Annotated in this window: 14 protein-coding genes; all 14 read right to left on the bottom strand. The window is 54.3% G+C overall.

Annotated elements, in window-relative coordinates; all coding sequences use genetic code 11:
• Positions 1-106: 106 nt before the first annotated feature.
• Positions 107-1,237, bottom strand: a complete 1,131-nt coding sequence (locus ACGTN6_RS18065) for a polysaccharide pyruvyl transferase family protein (RefSeq protein ID WP_394594331.1) — start codon at positions 1,235-1,237, stop codon at positions 107-109.
• A 5-nt stretch (positions 1,238-1,242) separates the two neighbouring features.
• Positions 1,243-2,091, bottom strand: a complete 849-nt coding sequence (locus tag ACGTN6_RS18060; protein ID WP_394594329.1) for a sulfotransferase — start codon at positions 2,089-2,091, stop codon at positions 1,243-1,245.
• Positions 2,092-2,106: 15 nt separating this feature from the next.
• Entirely contained in the window at positions 2,107-3,135 is a 1,029-nt protein-coding gene (locus ACGTN6_RS18055; RefSeq protein ID WP_394594328.1) for a hypothetical protein, read from the bottom strand.
• Between the two features lie 38 nt (positions 3,136-3,173).
• Complete coding sequence (locus ACGTN6_RS18050) at positions 3,174-4,565, bottom strand: glycosyltransferase (RefSeq protein ID WP_394594327.1); 1,392 nt, start codon at positions 4,563-4,565, stop codon at positions 3,174-3,176.
• A 14-nt stretch (positions 4,566-4,579) separates the two neighbouring features.
• Complete coding sequence (locus tag ACGTN6_RS18045) at positions 4,580-6,466, bottom strand: glycosyltransferase family 2 protein (protein ID WP_394594324.1); 1,887 nt, start codon at positions 6,464-6,466, stop codon at positions 4,580-4,582.
• Between the two features lie 51 nt (positions 6,467-6,517).
• A complete protein-coding gene (gene rfbC / locus ACGTN6_RS18040) occupies positions 6,518-7,066 on the bottom strand; it encodes a dTDP-4-dehydrorhamnose 3,5-epimerase (RefSeq protein ID WP_394594322.1) in 549 nt (182 codons plus the stop codon).
• A gap of 105 nt (positions 7,067-7,171) precedes the next feature.
• Positions 7,172-8,080: a glucose-1-phosphate thymidylyltransferase RfbA gene (gene rfbA, locus ACGTN6_RS18035; protein WP_394594346.1), complete on the bottom strand. Its 909-nt coding sequence runs from the start codon at positions 8,078-8,080 to the stop codon at positions 7,172-7,174.
• 261 nt (positions 8,081-8,341) lie between these two features.
• The gene (gene rfbD / locus ACGTN6_RS18030; protein ID WP_394594320.1) at positions 8,342-9,226 is read right to left on the bottom strand and encodes a dTDP-4-dehydrorhamnose reductase; all 885 of its coding nucleotides are present in this window, start codon (positions 9,224-9,226) and stop codon (positions 8,342-8,344) included.
• Entirely contained in the window at positions 9,223-10,302 is a 1,080-nt protein-coding gene (gene rfbB, locus ACGTN6_RS18025) for a dTDP-glucose 4,6-dehydratase (protein ID WP_394594317.1), read from the bottom strand. The genes rfbD and rfbB overlap by 4 nt, the downstream gene beginning before the upstream one ends.
• 323 nt (positions 10,303-10,625) lie before the next feature.
• On the bottom strand, positions 10,626-12,206 hold the full coding sequence (locus ACGTN6_RS18020) for a glycosyltransferase (RefSeq protein WP_394594314.1): 1,581 nt from the start codon (positions 12,204-12,206) through the stop codon (positions 10,626-10,628).
• Positions 12,206-12,757 (bottom strand): hypothetical protein, encoded by a 552-nt coding sequence (locus tag ACGTN6_RS18015; RefSeq protein WP_394594311.1) that lies wholly within the window; start codon positions 12,755-12,757, stop codon positions 12,206-12,208. Before ACGTN6_RS18015 ends, ACGTN6_RS18020 begins: the two co-directional genes overlap by 1 nt.
• 95 nt (positions 12,758-12,852) lie before the next feature.
• A complete protein-coding gene (locus ACGTN6_RS18010; RefSeq protein ID WP_394594309.1) occupies positions 12,853-14,586 on the bottom strand; it encodes a glycosyltransferase family 2 protein in 1,734 nt (577 codons plus the stop codon).
• Positions 14,573-15,598 (bottom strand): UDP-glucose 4-epimerase GalE, encoded by a 1,026-nt coding sequence (gene galE, locus ACGTN6_RS18005; protein ID WP_394594307.1) that lies wholly within the window; start codon positions 15,596-15,598, stop codon positions 14,573-14,575. The genes ACGTN6_RS18010 and galE overlap by 14 nt, the downstream gene beginning before the upstream one ends.
• Positions 15,599-15,637: 39 nt before the next feature.
• Positions 15,638-16,804, bottom strand: coding sequence for a nucleotide sugar dehydrogenase (locus ACGTN6_RS18000; RefSeq protein WP_394594304.1), 1,167 nt, complete (start codon positions 16,802-16,804; stop codon positions 15,638-15,640).
• Positions 16,805-16,886: the final 82 nt, after the last annotated feature.

Here is a 16,886-nt window from a genome sequence, read left to right as displayed (position 1 = left end):
AGCCAGCACCGTGTACTACATTGCTAATTTCCCGGCTCGGCTATACCAGTCAAATTTTTTAACCCCTTTAACAAAAAAACGGGGGGTGCATTCAAAGACGCACGTTTCACGAAGCAGCCAGAGCCTTCAAATAAGGCGAAACATTCACATCATTGCTTTCAAGAAAGTTAACATAATTACCGGCCAGCTCTCTCCGCCGACCATCATATTGAGACCCATCGAAGTCTACAAAGTCTACCACTTGATCCATAGAGTCAAGCTTTAGCAAATCCCCAGCATCTAAAGAAGGAATAGACATGAAATCACACATTTCTTTTGTTCTGGAGTCATGCGTGACACAAATGGCTGGAACTCCCGCTTGCAAAGCGGCCATAGTACCGTGAATACGGGTTCCAATCACCAAATCATATTCTTTCAGATGATCCATCCAATCCGCAGCATCAAAAAAAGCAACCAGATGCTCACTTGCCCAGCCAACAAACTCTTTATCTGAAAGACCAGGCTTTAAAAACTCTCGGTACATATTTACCTGCTTGGAGTTCAGCTTGGAAAGCTCACCGCAGGCCAACTGCACAAAAGGTTTGGGATGCTGAACAACATAACCACCATTGCTCTCTTCCATTTTCCCAATCAAAAAACTTTCTACATCACGAAGATTTTTTTTGTTAGGATTCCCACCCGAGACTGCAATTCTGCTTATCCTTGAGAAGCGTTTTTCGAGCCCCTTCCCCAAACCACTATCTTCATTTATAAAATGAGAAGGACACCCAAGAACTTCTGCTATCCCCTCGTAGCCGTAATGATCAATAACCTTTTTTGTATAAGGCCCTCTCACCCCAACATTAGGAATGTTTTTATGCTTGGATTTTTCCTTCAGAGCCTGCAAAAAATCTTTATGACCAGCGTCAAGCTCTGGGAAGGAATCAAGGCTGGGACTCTGAGCCCCCAACCCAAGTGCAACTAGACTATTTTTTGTTTTTTCAAGCAAGGCGGCCCGGTTTTTCAAATCCTGCTGAGGACCAAGGAAATTTGCACAAGGTATCACAACGGGCTTGTCATGATCAGTATTTTTATTTCGCCACGGCAGTAGGGGTGCCTCCCATCCTATAGCTTTATGAACGGCATATCTAAAAATGCTGTTTCCAGTATTACCGGTAATAGCAAACAAATCACTCGGCGCGTCCCCTGCTCGAGAAAAAATCCGAGTGGGAGCGCCCAATATAAAAGAATTAGACATCCCTTTCACCTTATCTCATAATTCAGGGAAGCTAGCTCTTCGCCAAGCTCGGAAGCAAAGATTTCTTTCAGCTCTTCACTCATTTCATTCTTCCAACGCTGAACTGAGTCAGAAGCTTTTTTAGATGTCATGTGGTGCTGAAAATTCTGGGAATTCTCCTGAACACTTTCGGCATCAAGCTGAACACCTAACCAGCCGGAAAGTCTCGCACAGGTATTTTTAGCATCTGTGATAGCATCTTCATACCTGACCATGATGCGCCTATCTTCACTTTCCCCCACTCTTGCGATGTTCTGCATAAACTTTTTACGCGACCTACACAGCTTCACAGCAAAAGTTTCATCGGTATCATTTTCTTGCCAACCAAAGCCATTAAAGCCTCTCTTCTTGTTGAAGCTTTTTATGGACAAAAACTCATCACGCGGATCCCTTATCAGGAACAGATTCTTCGCATATACAGACTGATTAACCAGCGTGCAGATATCATGCGCCACTTTTTCAGCATAGAAATAAGAAGCACCTTTTTTAGTGCCATTCAAAGACTTGGAAAACCCATTCCATAGTGAAGAAAAAGAGGCTTTCGGCATGCTTGATTTATCAATAATTGAGACATCATGGTATGGTAGAGGCCCCACCCGCTTGATGTTTTTGTGCATCAAGCGATCATGATTCCAAGCGGTATCATTATCAGGCGACATTCCGGTAAGCATTGCCACCCTCGCCAGATAGGTCAAATATCTATTTTCGAAAGGGTAGGTTCGCTCAAACAAAACATCTTCATGGCTGCCCAGCAGCTGCATCATATAAGTTGAGCCAGAACGACCAAAAGAGCGCAAAAGAATAGGAGTTACCATTTAAGCACCGTATTTTCAATTCTTTGTTTCAAGTTCAGCAAGACGTCTTTCAAGAGAAAAAATCTTTTTCTCTTGACTTACAATCATATGTATAGCCATTGAAAGAAGCTTTTCTTGGTCGACAGAATAATCAAATGACGAATCACTGTCAGTTAATTCCGGCTGCCCTTTCTCAAAAAGCAGCTTGTTAACTATCTTCTTATCTTCTTCCAGGCGTTCCTTTTCCGCCTCTACCACACTGCCTCGGGGAAGAACTTTTTCATTAAACTCAGAAGGTTTTAACACATGGCGACGGAACGGAAAGCTACTGACTTCCTTATCAAACCTTCCTGGCAACACCTCATCTTTGTGACTAAAATTAAAGACAGTTCTAAAGTACAGCTCTTCAGCATCAGGTGTCTTATAGGAATGCACTGATGCATTACTCGGAAAAGTAACACCAAGAATCGCATAAAAATCATCAACGGGGCTTTTAACAGCATCAAAGTTTCTCAGGACAAATCGATCCTCAAAGTCTCTTTGCCATTTATTCAACACCACAGAAAATAGCCTGGCTGGTTTAGCCTGCATCCAGTCTTTAAAAGATGGGACGGCAAAGCCTTTCACAGACTTATGCTTCAAGCCCCACTGAAAATAAGCGGAAACACTCCAATCCTCATGCCGCCTAATATAGGCGACAGGATATACATCAAGCGACAGCATTTCAGGCAACCCTTGAAGCAAGGGCGCCATTGCCATGTGCCGATTAATGAATGACTCGTGACTCCATACGATGGAAGACACATGGCCCACCTTCTCCAGGCTGGCACGCAACACTGCGGCTACCTGCTCCAGCCTTTGCTGATCGCTCAGTTGCCAAAACAGCTCTTTTTTCCTGAAGTCCTGCCATTCATAAATCTTAACGGGGGCCAACTCCATGAATCGACCAAGATAAAGAACGCCACGCTTCAACAACTCATCTCTTCTTTCCTGTAGAGACTTCTGAATTGAAGTGGAGCCAGTTTTACCATTCCCGATGTGAACATAAAGCTTTATTTTTTCCATAACACACCCAACATAGGACAAGCTTTGAAAAGCGCTATTTATAAATTAAAAACTGACTTATATTCATCTGCACACCCTGCATAGTTCAGGGGGGCTTGAATACGCTCATGCATCCTTGTCCATTCTTGGTCATGCATATTAGCGGCTTTGATCAGCACTTGTGCCAAACTAAGGGGGTTACGTGCTTCAAAATGCAGGCCATCCACACCATGTGTCACCTTCTCTTTCATGCCACCAATATCAGACACTATGACAGGGCGGCCGTTAACAAAAGCTTCCTGGATAACCATAGGCGAGTTTTCCCACCATATTGAGGGGATTATCACCCAGTCGACATTCCGCATCCGTTCACGCACCTGGAAGGGCTCGTAGGCACCGACCCAGCGCAGTGAGCCTTCCTCTATTAGCGTATCGGCCATTTCCATCACAGAGTTTTTAAAGTCATCTTCCTGATACTCGAAGTTAGCCCCATGAATCTCCACAACAAACTTGGCGCGCTCTTCCTCATCCATGGAAAGCATGGCTTTCAGCAAGATATCGATTCCCTTGAAGGGATTGATTTGGCCAAAGAACGCCAGGCGGTTGCGCGTCGGTTTGCCGGCTTGTCGTCGGGAATTTTTGCCCGAGGGTTCTTCACGAAGATTCGCTTCTGCGATGTCAACTCTGTCTTTCAGACCCGCTTCGTCGTTGTCGTCGTTCTCGCCCTTGACTTTCAGTGCAGCAGGAAGCGTTCGAGGAGGCAGTTTTTCTTCAGGCGACTGACCATTTTCGATAACGCTAATCTTGTCTTCCTGAATCCCCCACTCGACATAACGCTGTTTCAGAAAGTGTGAGGGCGAAACAAAGTGGTCCACATAATCGAAATGTTGGCCAATAAAACTTCGGCGAAGCCAGAATTGCTCTTTAGAAAACTCCGGGAAACAGCGATGGCAGTCCTCAAGCGATGAGCGGAAGCAAAGCTTGTTAGATCCTCGCTTCACCATCTGCCCCTGCTGGTGGCAAATCGCCATATATTCATGCAATGTGAGCACCACACGAATATCAGGGTCTTCTTCCTTGATCACCCGCAGTAGCTCAATACCCAGATGAAAATAGTGGTGTAGATTGACCACTGTGGGTTTCAGCACGCGAATCAACTGGCGAAAATCATTCCACACGGCATAGCTGTTGGCAGCCTTGAGCAGGAAGGAGTTACCTAGGGACTGTTGCCACAGGTATTCATCCTCGCGACGCAGAGTCAGGGCACCAGTCGGGCCATTGCCACTGTCATGGCGGGCGATGAACCAAGCCTGCTCGACACTCTCATCATCACGCAGCGCCTTGAAAACGTTGTAGGCAGCAAGTTCACCGCCCCCCAAGGAGAAGTCGGGGTGGCCGTGTGCCATCACTAGAACGCGCGATGGTCTACCCTGGGATGTTACTGAATCCATGTGATGTTCGCTCCTTAACCGAATCGCTGCATGACCGACTTGATCTGTTCTCCCCAGCGCTGCGTATGGCGCCAGGCATTGAAGCGAACAACCAACGTACGGAACGACGTATCTCCCAGAGAGGAAAACGACTGGCGCTCCAGGTGCACAAGTTCCACACCGGGCGCATAACCTACCTTGTGACCGCCGGCTATTACCTTCAGGCAGAGATCCGAGTCTTCAAAGTCACCGATCAGATAGCCTTCGTCGAGCCCACCCACGCTGTCGAACAACTCTCGAGACATGATCACGCAAGCCCCCGTGACGGCGGGCTTCTCAGCAACCTCTACGTCGTCGGGGACCATGTCGAACTGCGGGTCCAGGCCAGCAAGTGGATGCTTGTTCAGCCATACCTGCCAGGAGCTCGAATAGAAGAACACCATGCCAGCATGCTGCATGCCTCCCTCAGGATTCAGCAAGCGCGCGCCCAGCATGCCGTATTCTGGATGGGCATCCAGAAGCTGACTGAGCTGATTGGCCCACCCCGGTGTCGTCGGAAATGCATCGCTATTAAGCAGCAGCACCTGCCGACCTCGACTGATGCTCACGCCGAGATTGTTGGCACCGGAAAAGCCCCGGTTACGATGCCCCCATATCAGCTTGAAAGGCACATTGTACAATCGGTGGAGGTTTTCCACTTCATTGCTAATTGCCGTAAGAATCCTCGGATCATCAACAACATAGAGGATCTCGGTGCTCTCGAGAAGCGCAGGATCGCGCGAAAAGGCTAACAGCTGATGCTCCAGAAAATCCCACCGGTTGTACAAGGGGATAATCAGGCTAAGTGTCGGGGTTGAGGGAGGAGTCCCCAGTACCTGTACTTCTGGCTCAGTGCCACTGGCATCGAAGTAGGCCCGCCGCTCCGCCAGCAGCTCCTCGATCAGTGCACCTTCCCACCGGTTCAGCCGCTCATCGAATTTCTCAGCCGGTGTGGGTACCGTGAAGGCCCATCGGGCATATCCTTCGGGATCGCTTGAGACCTCTTCCGGCGTGCCGCGAAACGCCTCGAAGGCCTGCGCCGTCTCAGGGTGATAGGCCACTAGCCTGAGCACCGCTCCCGGCATCAGAGGATAAGGCCAAGGCATGACGAAACCCGCATCCACCGTATGCTGGCCAAATTGGGCGCGAAACAACTCGACGATATCCTCGCGCTGATAGCGCAGGGCTTTATCCATCGACTCGACGTTGCCTTCGCTATCGACCAACCAGAGCTCCCAGCCCGGCTGAGCGACCACCCAACCTGCCAACAGGCCGCTGCGCTGGGGCATGATGCCGAAACGATCCAGGTGTGCGGAAACTTTCAGCGGATCTGGCTCTCGCCAGCGCGCTCGCTGCAGAAAGCCTGAGGGAGAATCAGCATCTTGAGAAGCGACTGTTTGCTCTACTGGCCTAGGGCCAGGCTCATGCACTGAACCCGCTTGGGAAGGCAACGGAGGTGCTGCCATGTCCGGAGCCGGAGCCTGTAAATCAAATAGCCTAGGCTCACGATCATCGGCCAATTGCCACCCAAGGCGCAGCTGTTGCAATGAAACCGAAGGTACGGAAATCTTCAGCAAGAAGCCGTGGCAATTCAGCTGCGAGTTGGCATCTCGCATACTCGCTTCTACATCGCTACGTGGTAGATAGGAGCACGTCACCTCTTGCAGTTTGCCGCCGAGCCAAAGTGTCAGTTTCGTCGCGGCAGTATTGGCTTCCCAGCCTTCAATGAGCAAAGCGCTTTGCGATAAACGGACACTATCAATCTTCAGCGCCGCTTGAGGAGAGCCATCGCGCATAACGACGTAGGGCGAGGCCTCAACATCGTGACCCTTGGCGTCTTTAGGCTGGACGCTTGCCTTGGTTGATTTTCCTAGCTTGAACACGCTGACGTCCTTTCCGTTATGTTTGAACAGCACTTCTTAACAAAAAACAAATTAATCAAACATCGGCGCATTCGTGAATGACTCTCCCTGTGCATCCTTGTCAGACACACGCGGCGGCCGCCCACTCATCAGCGGCCAGTCGATAGCAAGCGTCGGGTCGTCCCAGCGAATGCAGTACTCATCGCCAGGATTATAGTAATCGGTACATTTATACTGAAACTCTGCCTCATCACTGGTGACATAGAAAGCATGAGCGAAGCCGGGCGGCACCCATAGCATCTGCTTGTTTTCAGCACTGAGGGTAGCCCCCACCCATTGGCCGAACGTGGCGCTGGATTGGCGAAGGTCCACTGCCACATCGAACACCTCACCGCGTGTCACTCTTACCAGCTTACCTTGAGGCTTTTGCAACTGATAATGCAGCCCACGCAGGATACCCTGCTTCGATTTGCTGTGGTTATCCTGCACGAATTGATAATTGCCGCAGTATTTTTCAAAATCGCTCTGTCGGAATGACTCCATGAAGAAGCCTCGTTCATCACCGAAGACTTTAGGTGTCATCAGAACGACGTCGGGAATGGCAAGTTTCTCGTAGTCCATAAGAATGCTCAGCTGTAAGAATTAGGCAAGAATGATCGGTGCATGGTCAGGAAAAACCACACCAACAGACCGGATCTGTTCCAAGGCCGCTTATTGAGGAATGAGTCATTCCGTGGCCGTAGAGGTCTGCTGCTGTCGGCTTTTTCGCTTGACCAGCCGTTTCAGATATTTGCCGTAGCCTGTCTTGGCCAGACAGGTCGCCTTCTCGAACAGGTGGTCATCACTGATCCAGCCCTGAATCCAGGCGATCTCTTCCAAACAGGCAATCTTGAGCCCCTGGCGATGCTCGATGGTCTGCACGTACTGAGATGCTTCCATCAGGCTATCGTGTGTACCGGTATCCAGCCAGGCGAAGCCCCGCCCAAGGCGCTCCACATGCAAGTCACCACGCTGCAGGTAAGCGTTGTTGATGCTGGTGATTTCCAGCTCGCCACGGTCCGACGGTTTGACTTGCTTGGCAATTTCCACCACGTCGTTATCGTAGAAATACAGGCCGGTCACGGCATAAGGAGATTTCGGTTCGGTGGGTTTCTCCTCGATGGAGAGGGCCTGGCCTTGTTCGTCGAATTCCACCACCCCAAAGCGCTCGGGGTCCTTGACCAGATAGCCGAACACGGTGGCACCATTCGGCTGAGCAGCGGCACGCTTTAGCTGATCCGAGAAGTGCTGCCCATGGAAGATATTGTCCCCTAATACCAGGCAAACCGGATCATTCCCGATGAACTCTTCACCAATGATAAATGCTTGCGCCAGTCCATCGGGAGACGGCTGCTCAGCGTACTCAAAGTGCACACCAAACTGTTCGCCAGAGCCCAACAACTTCTCGTACTGGGGCAAGTCATCAGGCGTAGAAATAATCAGTATTTCCCGAATTCCCGCCAGCATCAGCACCGAGATCGGGTAATAGATCATCGGCTTATCGTAGATGGGCAGAAGCTGCTTGGACACACCGTGCGTAATCGGATGAAGACGAGTGCCGGAGCCACCGGCCAGGATAATACCTTTACGAGCCATGTTCATATCCTTTTGAAGAGGTGGAATCTGCCAGCGAACGTCACCGGCCTGTTGTACTTTCGAAAACCAGGCCTGAGGCGGGCTGAACTCCGGCAGCAGAAAGCAGCGCTTGTACGGCAACCACTAGCTTTCTTCGACGCTTCCATACCCCCTGCGCAAACCGCTTGTTATTAAAGCAACCAACAGCAACAGCGAAATTCAAAAACAAAGCTGCCAACAATCAGAAACTCATTTCCTTCAACAACTCAATATAGCAAAAAACTAACGACTAATATGTTCTTCCAGCGTCAGGGCCAACTGGGTGTGCCACTCAGGCATCTTAACGCCCAACGCTTGTTCCAGCTTTTCAACCGAGAGGCGTGAGTTCAGCGGCCGCGCCGCTGGCGTGGGATATTCGGCGGTGGGGATACCAGCCACCTGAGTCGGATTGATCATCAGGTGCTCCCCCTGTTGCTGGGCCTGATGAAAGATCTCGGATGCAAATCCATGCCAGCTGGTTTCACCGCGCGGGGCGAGATGATAGATACCGCTATCTAATCGTGCCGCCAGCAGCCGCGGAATGGCAACCGTGCTCACCTGGGCGATCAATCGCGCTGGCGTGGGCGCGCCAATTTGATCATCGACGATCTTCAGCGCATCGCGCTCGCGTCCCAAGCGCAGCATGGTCTTCATGAAATTGTGGCCACGAGCCGCATACACCCAACTGGTGCGAAACACCAGATGGGAGCAACCACTGGCTTGAATGGCGCGATCGCCAGCCAGCTTGCTTGCCCCATAGACCGAAAGCGGCATCGTGGGGCTATCCTCTCTCCAGGCCTCATCACCGTCGCCGGGATAAACGTAGTCCGTTGAGTAATGTACCAGGGCGATATGATGCTGGCTGGCATAGCCCGCGAGCTGTTCGGGCAGCGCAGCATTCAGCTGGTAAGCGCCATCACGGCATTCTTCCGCCTTGTCGACTGCCGTCCAGGCGGCGGCATTGACGATGAGATCCGGCCGGGACTGTTCCAGATACCCCGATACCGCTTGGGCATCTCCGAGATCCAACTGGTGGCGATTCGGCGCATCAACTTCACCGAGCAACACCAGGGTTCTACGCAGCTCGAATCCGACCTGCCCCGAACCACCCAGCAGCAAAATCTTCATGTCAGAACTCCCAGGCGTTCTCCCTTGTAGCTGCCATCCAGCACGCGTTGCCACCATTCCTGATTGGCTAGATACCAGTCGACGGTCTTGCCTAGACCAGATTCGAAGGTTTCGACAGGCGTCCAACCCAGCTCCCGTTCAATCTTGCCGGCGTCAATGGCATAGCGAACGTCATGGCCAGGTCGGTCGCTGACGAAGGTTATCAAGCTGGAAGCTGAAAGCTGAAAGCTGGAAGCGTCAGGTCTACGCTCATCTACCAGCTTGCAGATGGCTTCCACCACCTCCAGATTGGTCTTCTCGTTGTGGCCGCCGATGTTATAGGTCTCGCCGACCTGCCCTTCCGTTGCCACCTTGATCAGGGCACGGGCGTGATCTTCCACATACAGCCAGTCACGAACCTGCTGGCCATCGCCGTACACCGGTAGCGGCTTCCCGGCCAGGGCGTTGAGGATCATCAGCGGAATCAGCTTCTCGGGGAAGTGGTACGGGCCATAGTTGTTGGAGCAGTTGGTGATTAGGGCCGGTAGACCGAAAGTACGCTGCCAGGCACGAACCAGATGATCGGAACTGGCCTTGCTTGCCGAATATGGCGAGCTCGGAGCATATGGCGTCGATTCCGTGAACAGGTCGTCGGTGCCTTCCAGGTCCCCGTATACCTCGTCGGTCGAGATGTGGTGGAAGCAAAATTGCTCGGCCTTCGAGGGATCGCTTTCCTTGAGCGCCAACCAATAACCGCGGGCGGCCTCCAGCAGCACCGTGGTGCCCACCACGTTGGTCTGGATGAATTCGGCCGGCCCGTCGATGGAGCGGTCGACATGGCTTTCCGCGGCCAAGTGCATCACCACATCGGGCTGGAAGCGCCCAAAGGCATCGTGCATCGCCTTGGCATCGCAAATATCCGCCTGCACGAAGTGGTATCGAGGGCTGTGCTCAACGTCTGCCAGCGACTCGAGGTTGCCGGCATAGGTCAGCTTGTCGACGTTGACGACAGTGTGCTCGGTAGAGCGGATCAGCTCACGGACGACAGCGGAACCGATGAAGCCGGCGCCGCCAGTGATCAGGAAAGTCTTGGACATGGGCGATAGATTCGAATGGTGAGTAGTGAGTAGCGAATAGGCACGCTACCGCCGACCAAAGCCTCGATGAGCTTCGGCATGGCGATGTTGGGCGCTATCTTAACCTGCATACATGCCGCGTCACCCCCCTCCCCTTGGAAAGGCATAAATCCTGATATGTCAATGGGATATTGAAGAACAACAGTATCGAAGGCGTTCCCATCGACTGGGGGAAGCCCCACCTGTGGCAAGGCGGCAGCAGGCTACACTTGCCAGCATCGTGGGGGGGCGTGCAAAACGGGATGGACAGGGTCCGCCCGGGGTTGGGACCGAGGCTGAGCCCTCTACTGGGCGGCCAGTACCTGCTGGTACAACTGCCAATAAGCCTCGGCCATCTGGGTAGTACTGATCTGCTCGTCCTGCTGCCAGTGCAAGACGCATTCCGCCGCTCGGCGCCATTCCTGTGGCTGTGACGCCCGTATCAGGGTTTCCGCCGCCGCTTCTGCGTTGAGCGGGCTCACTCGCCAGCCTCCCCCGCTGGCCGCAAGGCGCTCCCCGACGGCACCGATATCGAACCCCAGCACCGGCACCCCTACTGACCACAGCTCCGTCAGCGTGTGGCACCAGGTTTCAGGCCACAAGGAAAGCACTGCGCCCAGATGAGGTCTGATGCTTGCCACATGCGCTGCAAAGGTATCGCGCGCATAGGGGCCGTGAACGATCACATTGGAAGGTAACGGCATGGCTTGGGTCCCTGCCAGGGTGCCCAGTACATGCCATTCCACGTGCGAGAGCGCCGGGTGTTCTGCCAGCTCGAGCAGAACGCCACTACCCTTGGACACCGCGATAAAGCCAGGCACCAGCACGCGCAGTGGGGCATTCGGCTCCGGGCATTCAGCCAGCGTAGCCAGCTCGGTGAAATCCCGACCGTGAGGGATGACCGCGAAGGGCCGCGCAGCCAGCGCGGGAAATATCTCAAGCACCAGATCACGTGCGGCCTCTGTGGTGGTCACGAAACCATCGCACAGCGCCAAGGCCCCGGCGAATTGCTGCTGCCACGGATAAATGCCTTCATGCTTAAGGGCCGGCATCAGTTCGGGCGCCCACAGCTCCTGGGCGCATTCACCACGGGAGGCCGTACAGCGTCCGCCACAGAACTGCAGATTCTCATCCAGCAGTTTCACCGAGGGGCAAATCGCATAGTAGTCGTGGAACGAGCACACGACCGGCAACCCTAGCCGCTCAGCCGTCGCAATGAGCCCCAGCCCCTGCCACGCCAGGTGACGAACATGCACCAGGGTCACTCGATACGCCACCAGCCATCGCTCGACCACACGGTCGTACTCTGCCGACACATGCGGCACTGGTTTCACCGACTCTTGCAGCCGGTGCGTGGCAAGGCGCACATAGATGCCGGAGTGGAAGAGGTAGAGCACCATCTCCTGGCCTGTGCACCTCAGCACCAGGCATTCCGCTCGAGCCTCCACCGCCCGCATCAGATCCTGATTGGTCTGCGGGGTGCCGCCACTCTGAATCGAGAGGACATAGAGAATTCGCTCTCCCTCAACGGGCGGGACGTCAGTGGCAGGCGATTCCTTGTCCAGCCCCACCCAGTCGGGCAATCCGTTTGGCAGCGGTGCTTCCGGCCAGGCCAACGTCCGAGATAAAAGCCGTCCCTCCTGCCTGCCCCACCTCAGGTAGTGCTCCATTGCAGGAAGCTCGGCCGCGCTGACATCGGGGTTGGCCGCCAGATACTCCGCGGGGGAAAAACCAGGGCCAGGGGCCCGCCCTTCCTGCAGGCCGTGCTGCAGGAAGTGCTCCCAAGGAGACAGAGGGCCATCTTCGATATCCGGATAGGTAGTGCGGTACCACTCGGCGTCGAACAGGCCGGATGCTTCCAGAGCGTCGGCTAGCTGCCGATGCATCACGCCCCCTCAAGCGGAGGGAAGATACGCCGCCCTTCCTGGCGGCCATGCAGAAGGTAATGCACCAGGGGGTTCGCGCCGGCCTCGGCCACGTCAGGATACTGCTCAAGGTAATAGCTTGAATCGAACTCCGGGCAAGGCTGGCGGCCTTCGAAGCCGCCGTAGCGCAGGTAGTGCTCGTGCGGCGCCTGGGCAAACTGTTCGGCAGCACCAACATCCGGATAGGTAGCCAGGTACCACTCCGCATCGAACAAGTCGCTGTCGTGCAGCAGTTGGCTATGCTGCTTCAGCGTCTGTTCCTGCTCCTCCACGCTGGGCTGCTCGGATGCCGCCTGGCGAGCCGCTGCCTCAGCCAGCTCCTGACGCAGCTCACTCAGTTGCTGCTCCAATGCCGTTTTCTGCGCCTGCTCCTCTTCCAGGGCTTGCGTCACTCGGGCCACTTCGTCGAAGCGCTGGGCAATGGCAACCTCACGCTCCTGCAGGCTCTGCTCCATCTCACGAATGCGAGTTTCCAACTGCTGCTGGGGCACCTGCCCGCTCTGCTCGTTCACGTCACACAACTCCTTGAAGAACCCTGTCTGGACTATTTATCGTCATCCGTAGCCGTTATGGAGAATGCAGCATCCCCATTTCTGCTGCGAACGACTCAAGGCAACACCGCCTCCGGCGCGGCAAACGGCCGTTGCGCCGGCTCGGCGGGCAGATAAAGGCGCTCGGGCCGCTCAGCTCCAGCACGATGCCAGGCCTGGCTGGCCTGACGATAGTCGGCGCGCACGCCGCTGAACTGGGTGACCAGATGCGTGGCCCCCACAGCCGTGAGAGAATCCGGCGCCGACCGCCCGAAGGCCAGCGGCACCCGAGGCAGTACCTCACCCACCGCATGGTCGCCGTAAGCGGTGCGAATGCGGTAATAGTACTCGGTATCCGCCTCCACTCGCACCCGATCCCAGTAGCCCAAGGCGTCGAATACCTCGCGGCGGAACATCAGCGAGGAGACATTGCGATAGGTCCACCCCTCTTCCATCCGCCAATTGCTGAAGATCAGCTCGGGCGTACAGCGCACCCAGTGCGAACAGCAGGCCATCCATTCGGGATGCGCCTCAAGCCCGGCCAGTTGGGCGGCCAGCTTGTCGGGGTGCGACCAGTCATCGCTGTCGTGCACGGTAATATAGTCGCCGCGCGCCTCGGCTAAACCACGATTACGCGCCGCATAAGCGCCCTGATTGGACGGCTGGCGAAGCACCTTGAAGCGCGCATCTTGCCCGGCGAAGGCCTCAGCCACGCGAGCTGTATGATCGGTGGAAGCGTCGTCGACCACGATCACTTCCAGCATCACCCCGCGCTGTTCGGCGAGACTCTGCAGCGCCGTCGACAAGCCCTTTTCGGCGTTATAGGCCGGCACGATGACGGTCAAAAGCGGTGATCGCGCTTCGCGCTGGTGAGAGGTAAGGCGTGAGGCGTGATGGGAGGGCTGGTGAGCGAGCAGCTGTGCTGCGCGATTGGCGCCGGCAAGCGCCCAGTGGTGTTGCCCTTGTCCAATGCCAACCAGATTATCCAGATTCACTCCAACCATCGGGTCAGCCAGCTCGACTTGCGCCAGGCCATGGCGTTGCCATACGTCATTGATCCATGTCAGGCGCTGCCGCTGCCATTCGCCTTGCCGATCGGCGCCTGCCTCGGGGTAAGCCTCTGCTTGCCAACCCAACAGATTCGCCACCGCCAGCGACGTATCCGCCCGCCCAGGCGCGTGGCGCTGTAGCGACGCCAAGCTTCGCCAGGCTTCGGCCAACTGGCCGCTTCTACCGAAAGCTTCCACCGACAGCAATGCCGGCCCCGCATGCTTGGGCAAGCAGCCTTTACCCTCGGGCCGACGTGCCAAGCAAGATGCCGCCGCCTGCCAGTCGCCCTGCCAGGCATGCCAGCGACCCAGCGCAAAGCCGGCGTAGCTGGCTTCAGGCAGCGAACCATCAGTGAGCAATGCGACCAGTGAACTCAGGCACTCATCCACCTTTCCGTGCTGCCCCCAAAGAGCGCTGTCCAACCGCACAGCCTCGAGAGCACACGGCAACCGCCCTTCCTGCTCACCGTGGGAAATGAAGTGCAGCAGGGGGCTGATATCCGCCTTCGCAAGATCAGGATACTGCGCCAGGTACCAGCGCGGGTCGAAGCTCGGCCCGGGCTGCCAGCCCCTCGGTTCTCCTACGCGCAAATAGTGCGCTTCAGGGCTCAGCCCGGAACGCGCCACATCCGCATAGCGTGTCTGGTACCACTGCGTATCGAACCAGGGAGACTGTACCAACAGATGAAGAGGCATTAAGTTTGAAGTTGCCAGCACAGCCCTTTTATCTGAGGCCAGGACGCTTGAATTATTGATCGACATAGCCATCCGGGTTCAGTCGCTGCCACCTCCAGGCATCCTCAACCATTTTCTCAATACCGAATCTGGCCTGCCAGCCTAGCTCCTTGTATGCTTTTGCCGGATCTGCCCAGCATTCGGCGATATCGCCTTCTCGCCTCTCACAAAATTCGAACGGCACCTCACACCCCGATACTTTAGCGAAAGCCTCAACAGTCTGTAGCACGGAGTAGCCTTTACCAGTACCCAGATTCCAGACGTGCACCCCATTCATATCCGGAAGAACACGCAGCGCATCCAAGTGGCCCTGCACAAGATCCACAACGTGGATATAATCTCGGACACCGGTACCATCAGACGTTGGGTAATCGTTACCGAACACCTTTAGCCGGGGAAGCTTACCGACCGCCACCTGGCTGACATAGGGTAGCAAATTGTTCGGTATGCCCTTAGGATCCTCACCAATCAAGCCACTTGGATGAGCACCGACAGGGTTGAAGTAGCGCAACACACCGATTGACCAGCGCTCATCCGAATGGGCAAGGTCTTCCAGTATCTGCTCGACCAAGAGCTTCGAGCGGCCATAGGGATTAGTAGGCTTCCCTGTAGGAAAGGTTTCCCTGATCGGCATCGAACTGGGCTCGCCATACACCGTGGCCGATGAGCTGAACACAAGGTTAAAAACCGAGGCTGACTGCATGACCTGACAAAGCGAAATCGTGCCCGCCACATTGACCTCATGATAGTCCAATGGCCGAGACACACTCTCACCGACAGATTTCAGGCCGGCAAAATGCATCACTAGGTCAATATCAAATTCGTTGAATATTGTTGAGAGTAGGCTGACGTCACGAATATCACCCTGAATAAATACAGGACTAGACCCAGCAATTTTTTCTGCCCGGCGCAGCGCTTCCCGGGAGGAGTTTGTCAGGTTGTCAACTACCACAACCGAGTAGCCGCGCTCCAACAAGGCAACCACAGCATGGGAGCCAACATACCCAGCACCACCGGTCACAAGAACGGTCTGACTCATCACCTCTCCTGTTAAAAATCAAGAGCTGAGACATTGGAATCAATCGCTTCCAAACAAATCTCGCGTATACACTTTTTCTTCAACGTCCAACAACTCAGCTGTAACACGATTGGCCAGAATAACGTCAGCCTGTTCTTTAAAATTTTCAAGTTCCTTGATAACGCGCGAGTGATAAAACTCATCATGATCCATAACTGGCTCATATACAATTACTTCGATGCCCTTGGCCTTGATGCGCTTCATCACCCCCTGCATGGCGCTGGCACGAAAGTTATCGGAGCCAGTTTTCATGATCAGGCGGTACACACCTACCACCTGCGGATTACGACGTAGTACCGCATCGGCCACAAAATCCTTGCGGGTGCGGTTGGCATCCACAACAGCCTTAATCAGGTTGTTGGGTACATCCTCGTAGTTGGCCAGCAGCTGCTTGGTGTCTTTGGGCAGGCAGTAGCCACCATAGCCAAACGACGGGTTGTTGTAGTGATTGCCAATGCGCGGGTCCAGCCCAACCCCATCGATAATCTGCTTCGTGTCCAGGCCATGGGTTTCGGCGTAGGTGTCCAGCTCATTAAAATAGGCGACGCGCATGGCCAGGTAGGTGTTGGAGAACAGCTTGATGGCCTCAGCCTCAGTGCTGTCGACAAACAGCGTCGGTACATCTTTCTTGACCGCACCTTCCTGGAGCAAGGCTGCAAACTGCTCGGCCCGCTTTGACCGCTCACCGACGATAATACGTGAAGGATGGAGGTTGTCGTAGAGCGCCTTTCCCTCGCGTAGAAACTCCGGCGAGAAAATCAAGTTATTGGTACCAAACCGTTCGCTGGCTTCTCGAGTAAACCCCACCGGCACAGTGGACTTGATTACCATCACCGCTTCGGGATTGATCGCCATCACATCCTGAATGACCGACTCCACCGTACTGGTGTTAAAATAGTTGGTTTCCGGCTCGTAGTCAGTGGGTGTGGCAATGATAACGAAATCGGCGTTGGCGTAGGCCTGCTCTTTGTTAAGCGTTGCCCGAAAATTAAGTTCCTTTGCTGAAAGAAACTGATTAATCTCAGAATCTTCAATGGGGCTGGCTTTATTGTCCAGCAACTGGACTTTTTGAGCATCGACATCTAGCGCTACAACCTCATGGCGCGGAGCCAGGAGCATTGCATTGGAGAGGCCGACATAGCCAGTACCAACGACGGCAACTTTCATACATCTCCCTATATATTACAATAAACCATAATTAGATTCTTGGCGACCAACACTAATGACAATTAAATCACCACATGTCAAA

Source organism: Halomonas sp. B23F22_20 (genome assembly GCF_043496985.1).
Lineage (GTDB): Bacteria > Pseudomonadota > Gammaproteobacteria > Pseudomonadales > Halomonadaceae > Halomonas.
This window is presented reverse-complemented; position numbering and strand designations above follow the sequence as displayed.

Coding starts and splice junctions, on each gene's coding strand:
- ACGTN6_RS18050 (WP_394594327.1), bottom strand. CDS start 4,565: ATGGATTCAGTAACATCCCAGGGTAGACCATCGCGCGTTCTAGTGATG.
- rfbA (WP_394594346.1), bottom strand. CDS start 8,080: ATGGCTCGTAAAGGTATTATCCTGGCCGGTGGCTCCGGCACTCGTCTT.
- ACGTN6_RS18020 (WP_394594314.1), bottom strand. CDS start 12,206: ATGCATCGGCAGCTAGCCGACGCTCTGGAAGCATCCGGCCTGTTCGAC.
- ACGTN6_RS18060 (WP_394594329.1), bottom strand. CDS start 2,091: ATGGTAACTCCTATTCTTTTGCGCTCTTTTGGTCGTTCTGGCTCAACT.
- ACGTN6_RS18000 (WP_394594304.1), bottom strand. CDS start 16,804: ATGAAAGTTGCCGTCGTTGGTACTGGCTATGTCGGCCTCTCCAATGCA.
- ACGTN6_RS18010 (WP_394594309.1), bottom strand. CDS start 14,586: ATGTCGATCAATAATTCAAGCGTCCTGGCCTCAGATAAAAGGGCTGTG.
- ACGTN6_RS18065 (WP_394594331.1), bottom strand. CDS start 1,237: ATGTCTAATTCTTTTATATTGGGCGCTCCCACTCGGATTTTTTCTCGA.
- rfbC (WP_394594322.1), bottom strand. CDS start 7,066: ATGGACTACGAGAAACTTGCCATTCCCGACGTCGTTCTGATGACACCT.
- rfbD (WP_394594320.1), bottom strand. CDS start 9,226: ATGAAGATTTTGCTGCTGGGTGGTTCGGGGCAGGTCGGATTCGAGCTG.
- ACGTN6_RS18055 (WP_394594328.1), bottom strand. CDS start 3,135: ATGGAAAAAATAAAGCTTTATGTTCACATCGGGAATGGTAAAACTGGC.
- rfbB (WP_394594317.1), bottom strand. CDS start 10,302: ATGTCCAAGACTTTCCTGATCACTGGCGGCGCCGGCTTCATCGGTTCC.
- galE (WP_394594307.1), bottom strand. CDS start 15,598: ATGAGTCAGACCGTTCTTGTGACCGGTGGTGCTGGGTATGTTGGCTCC.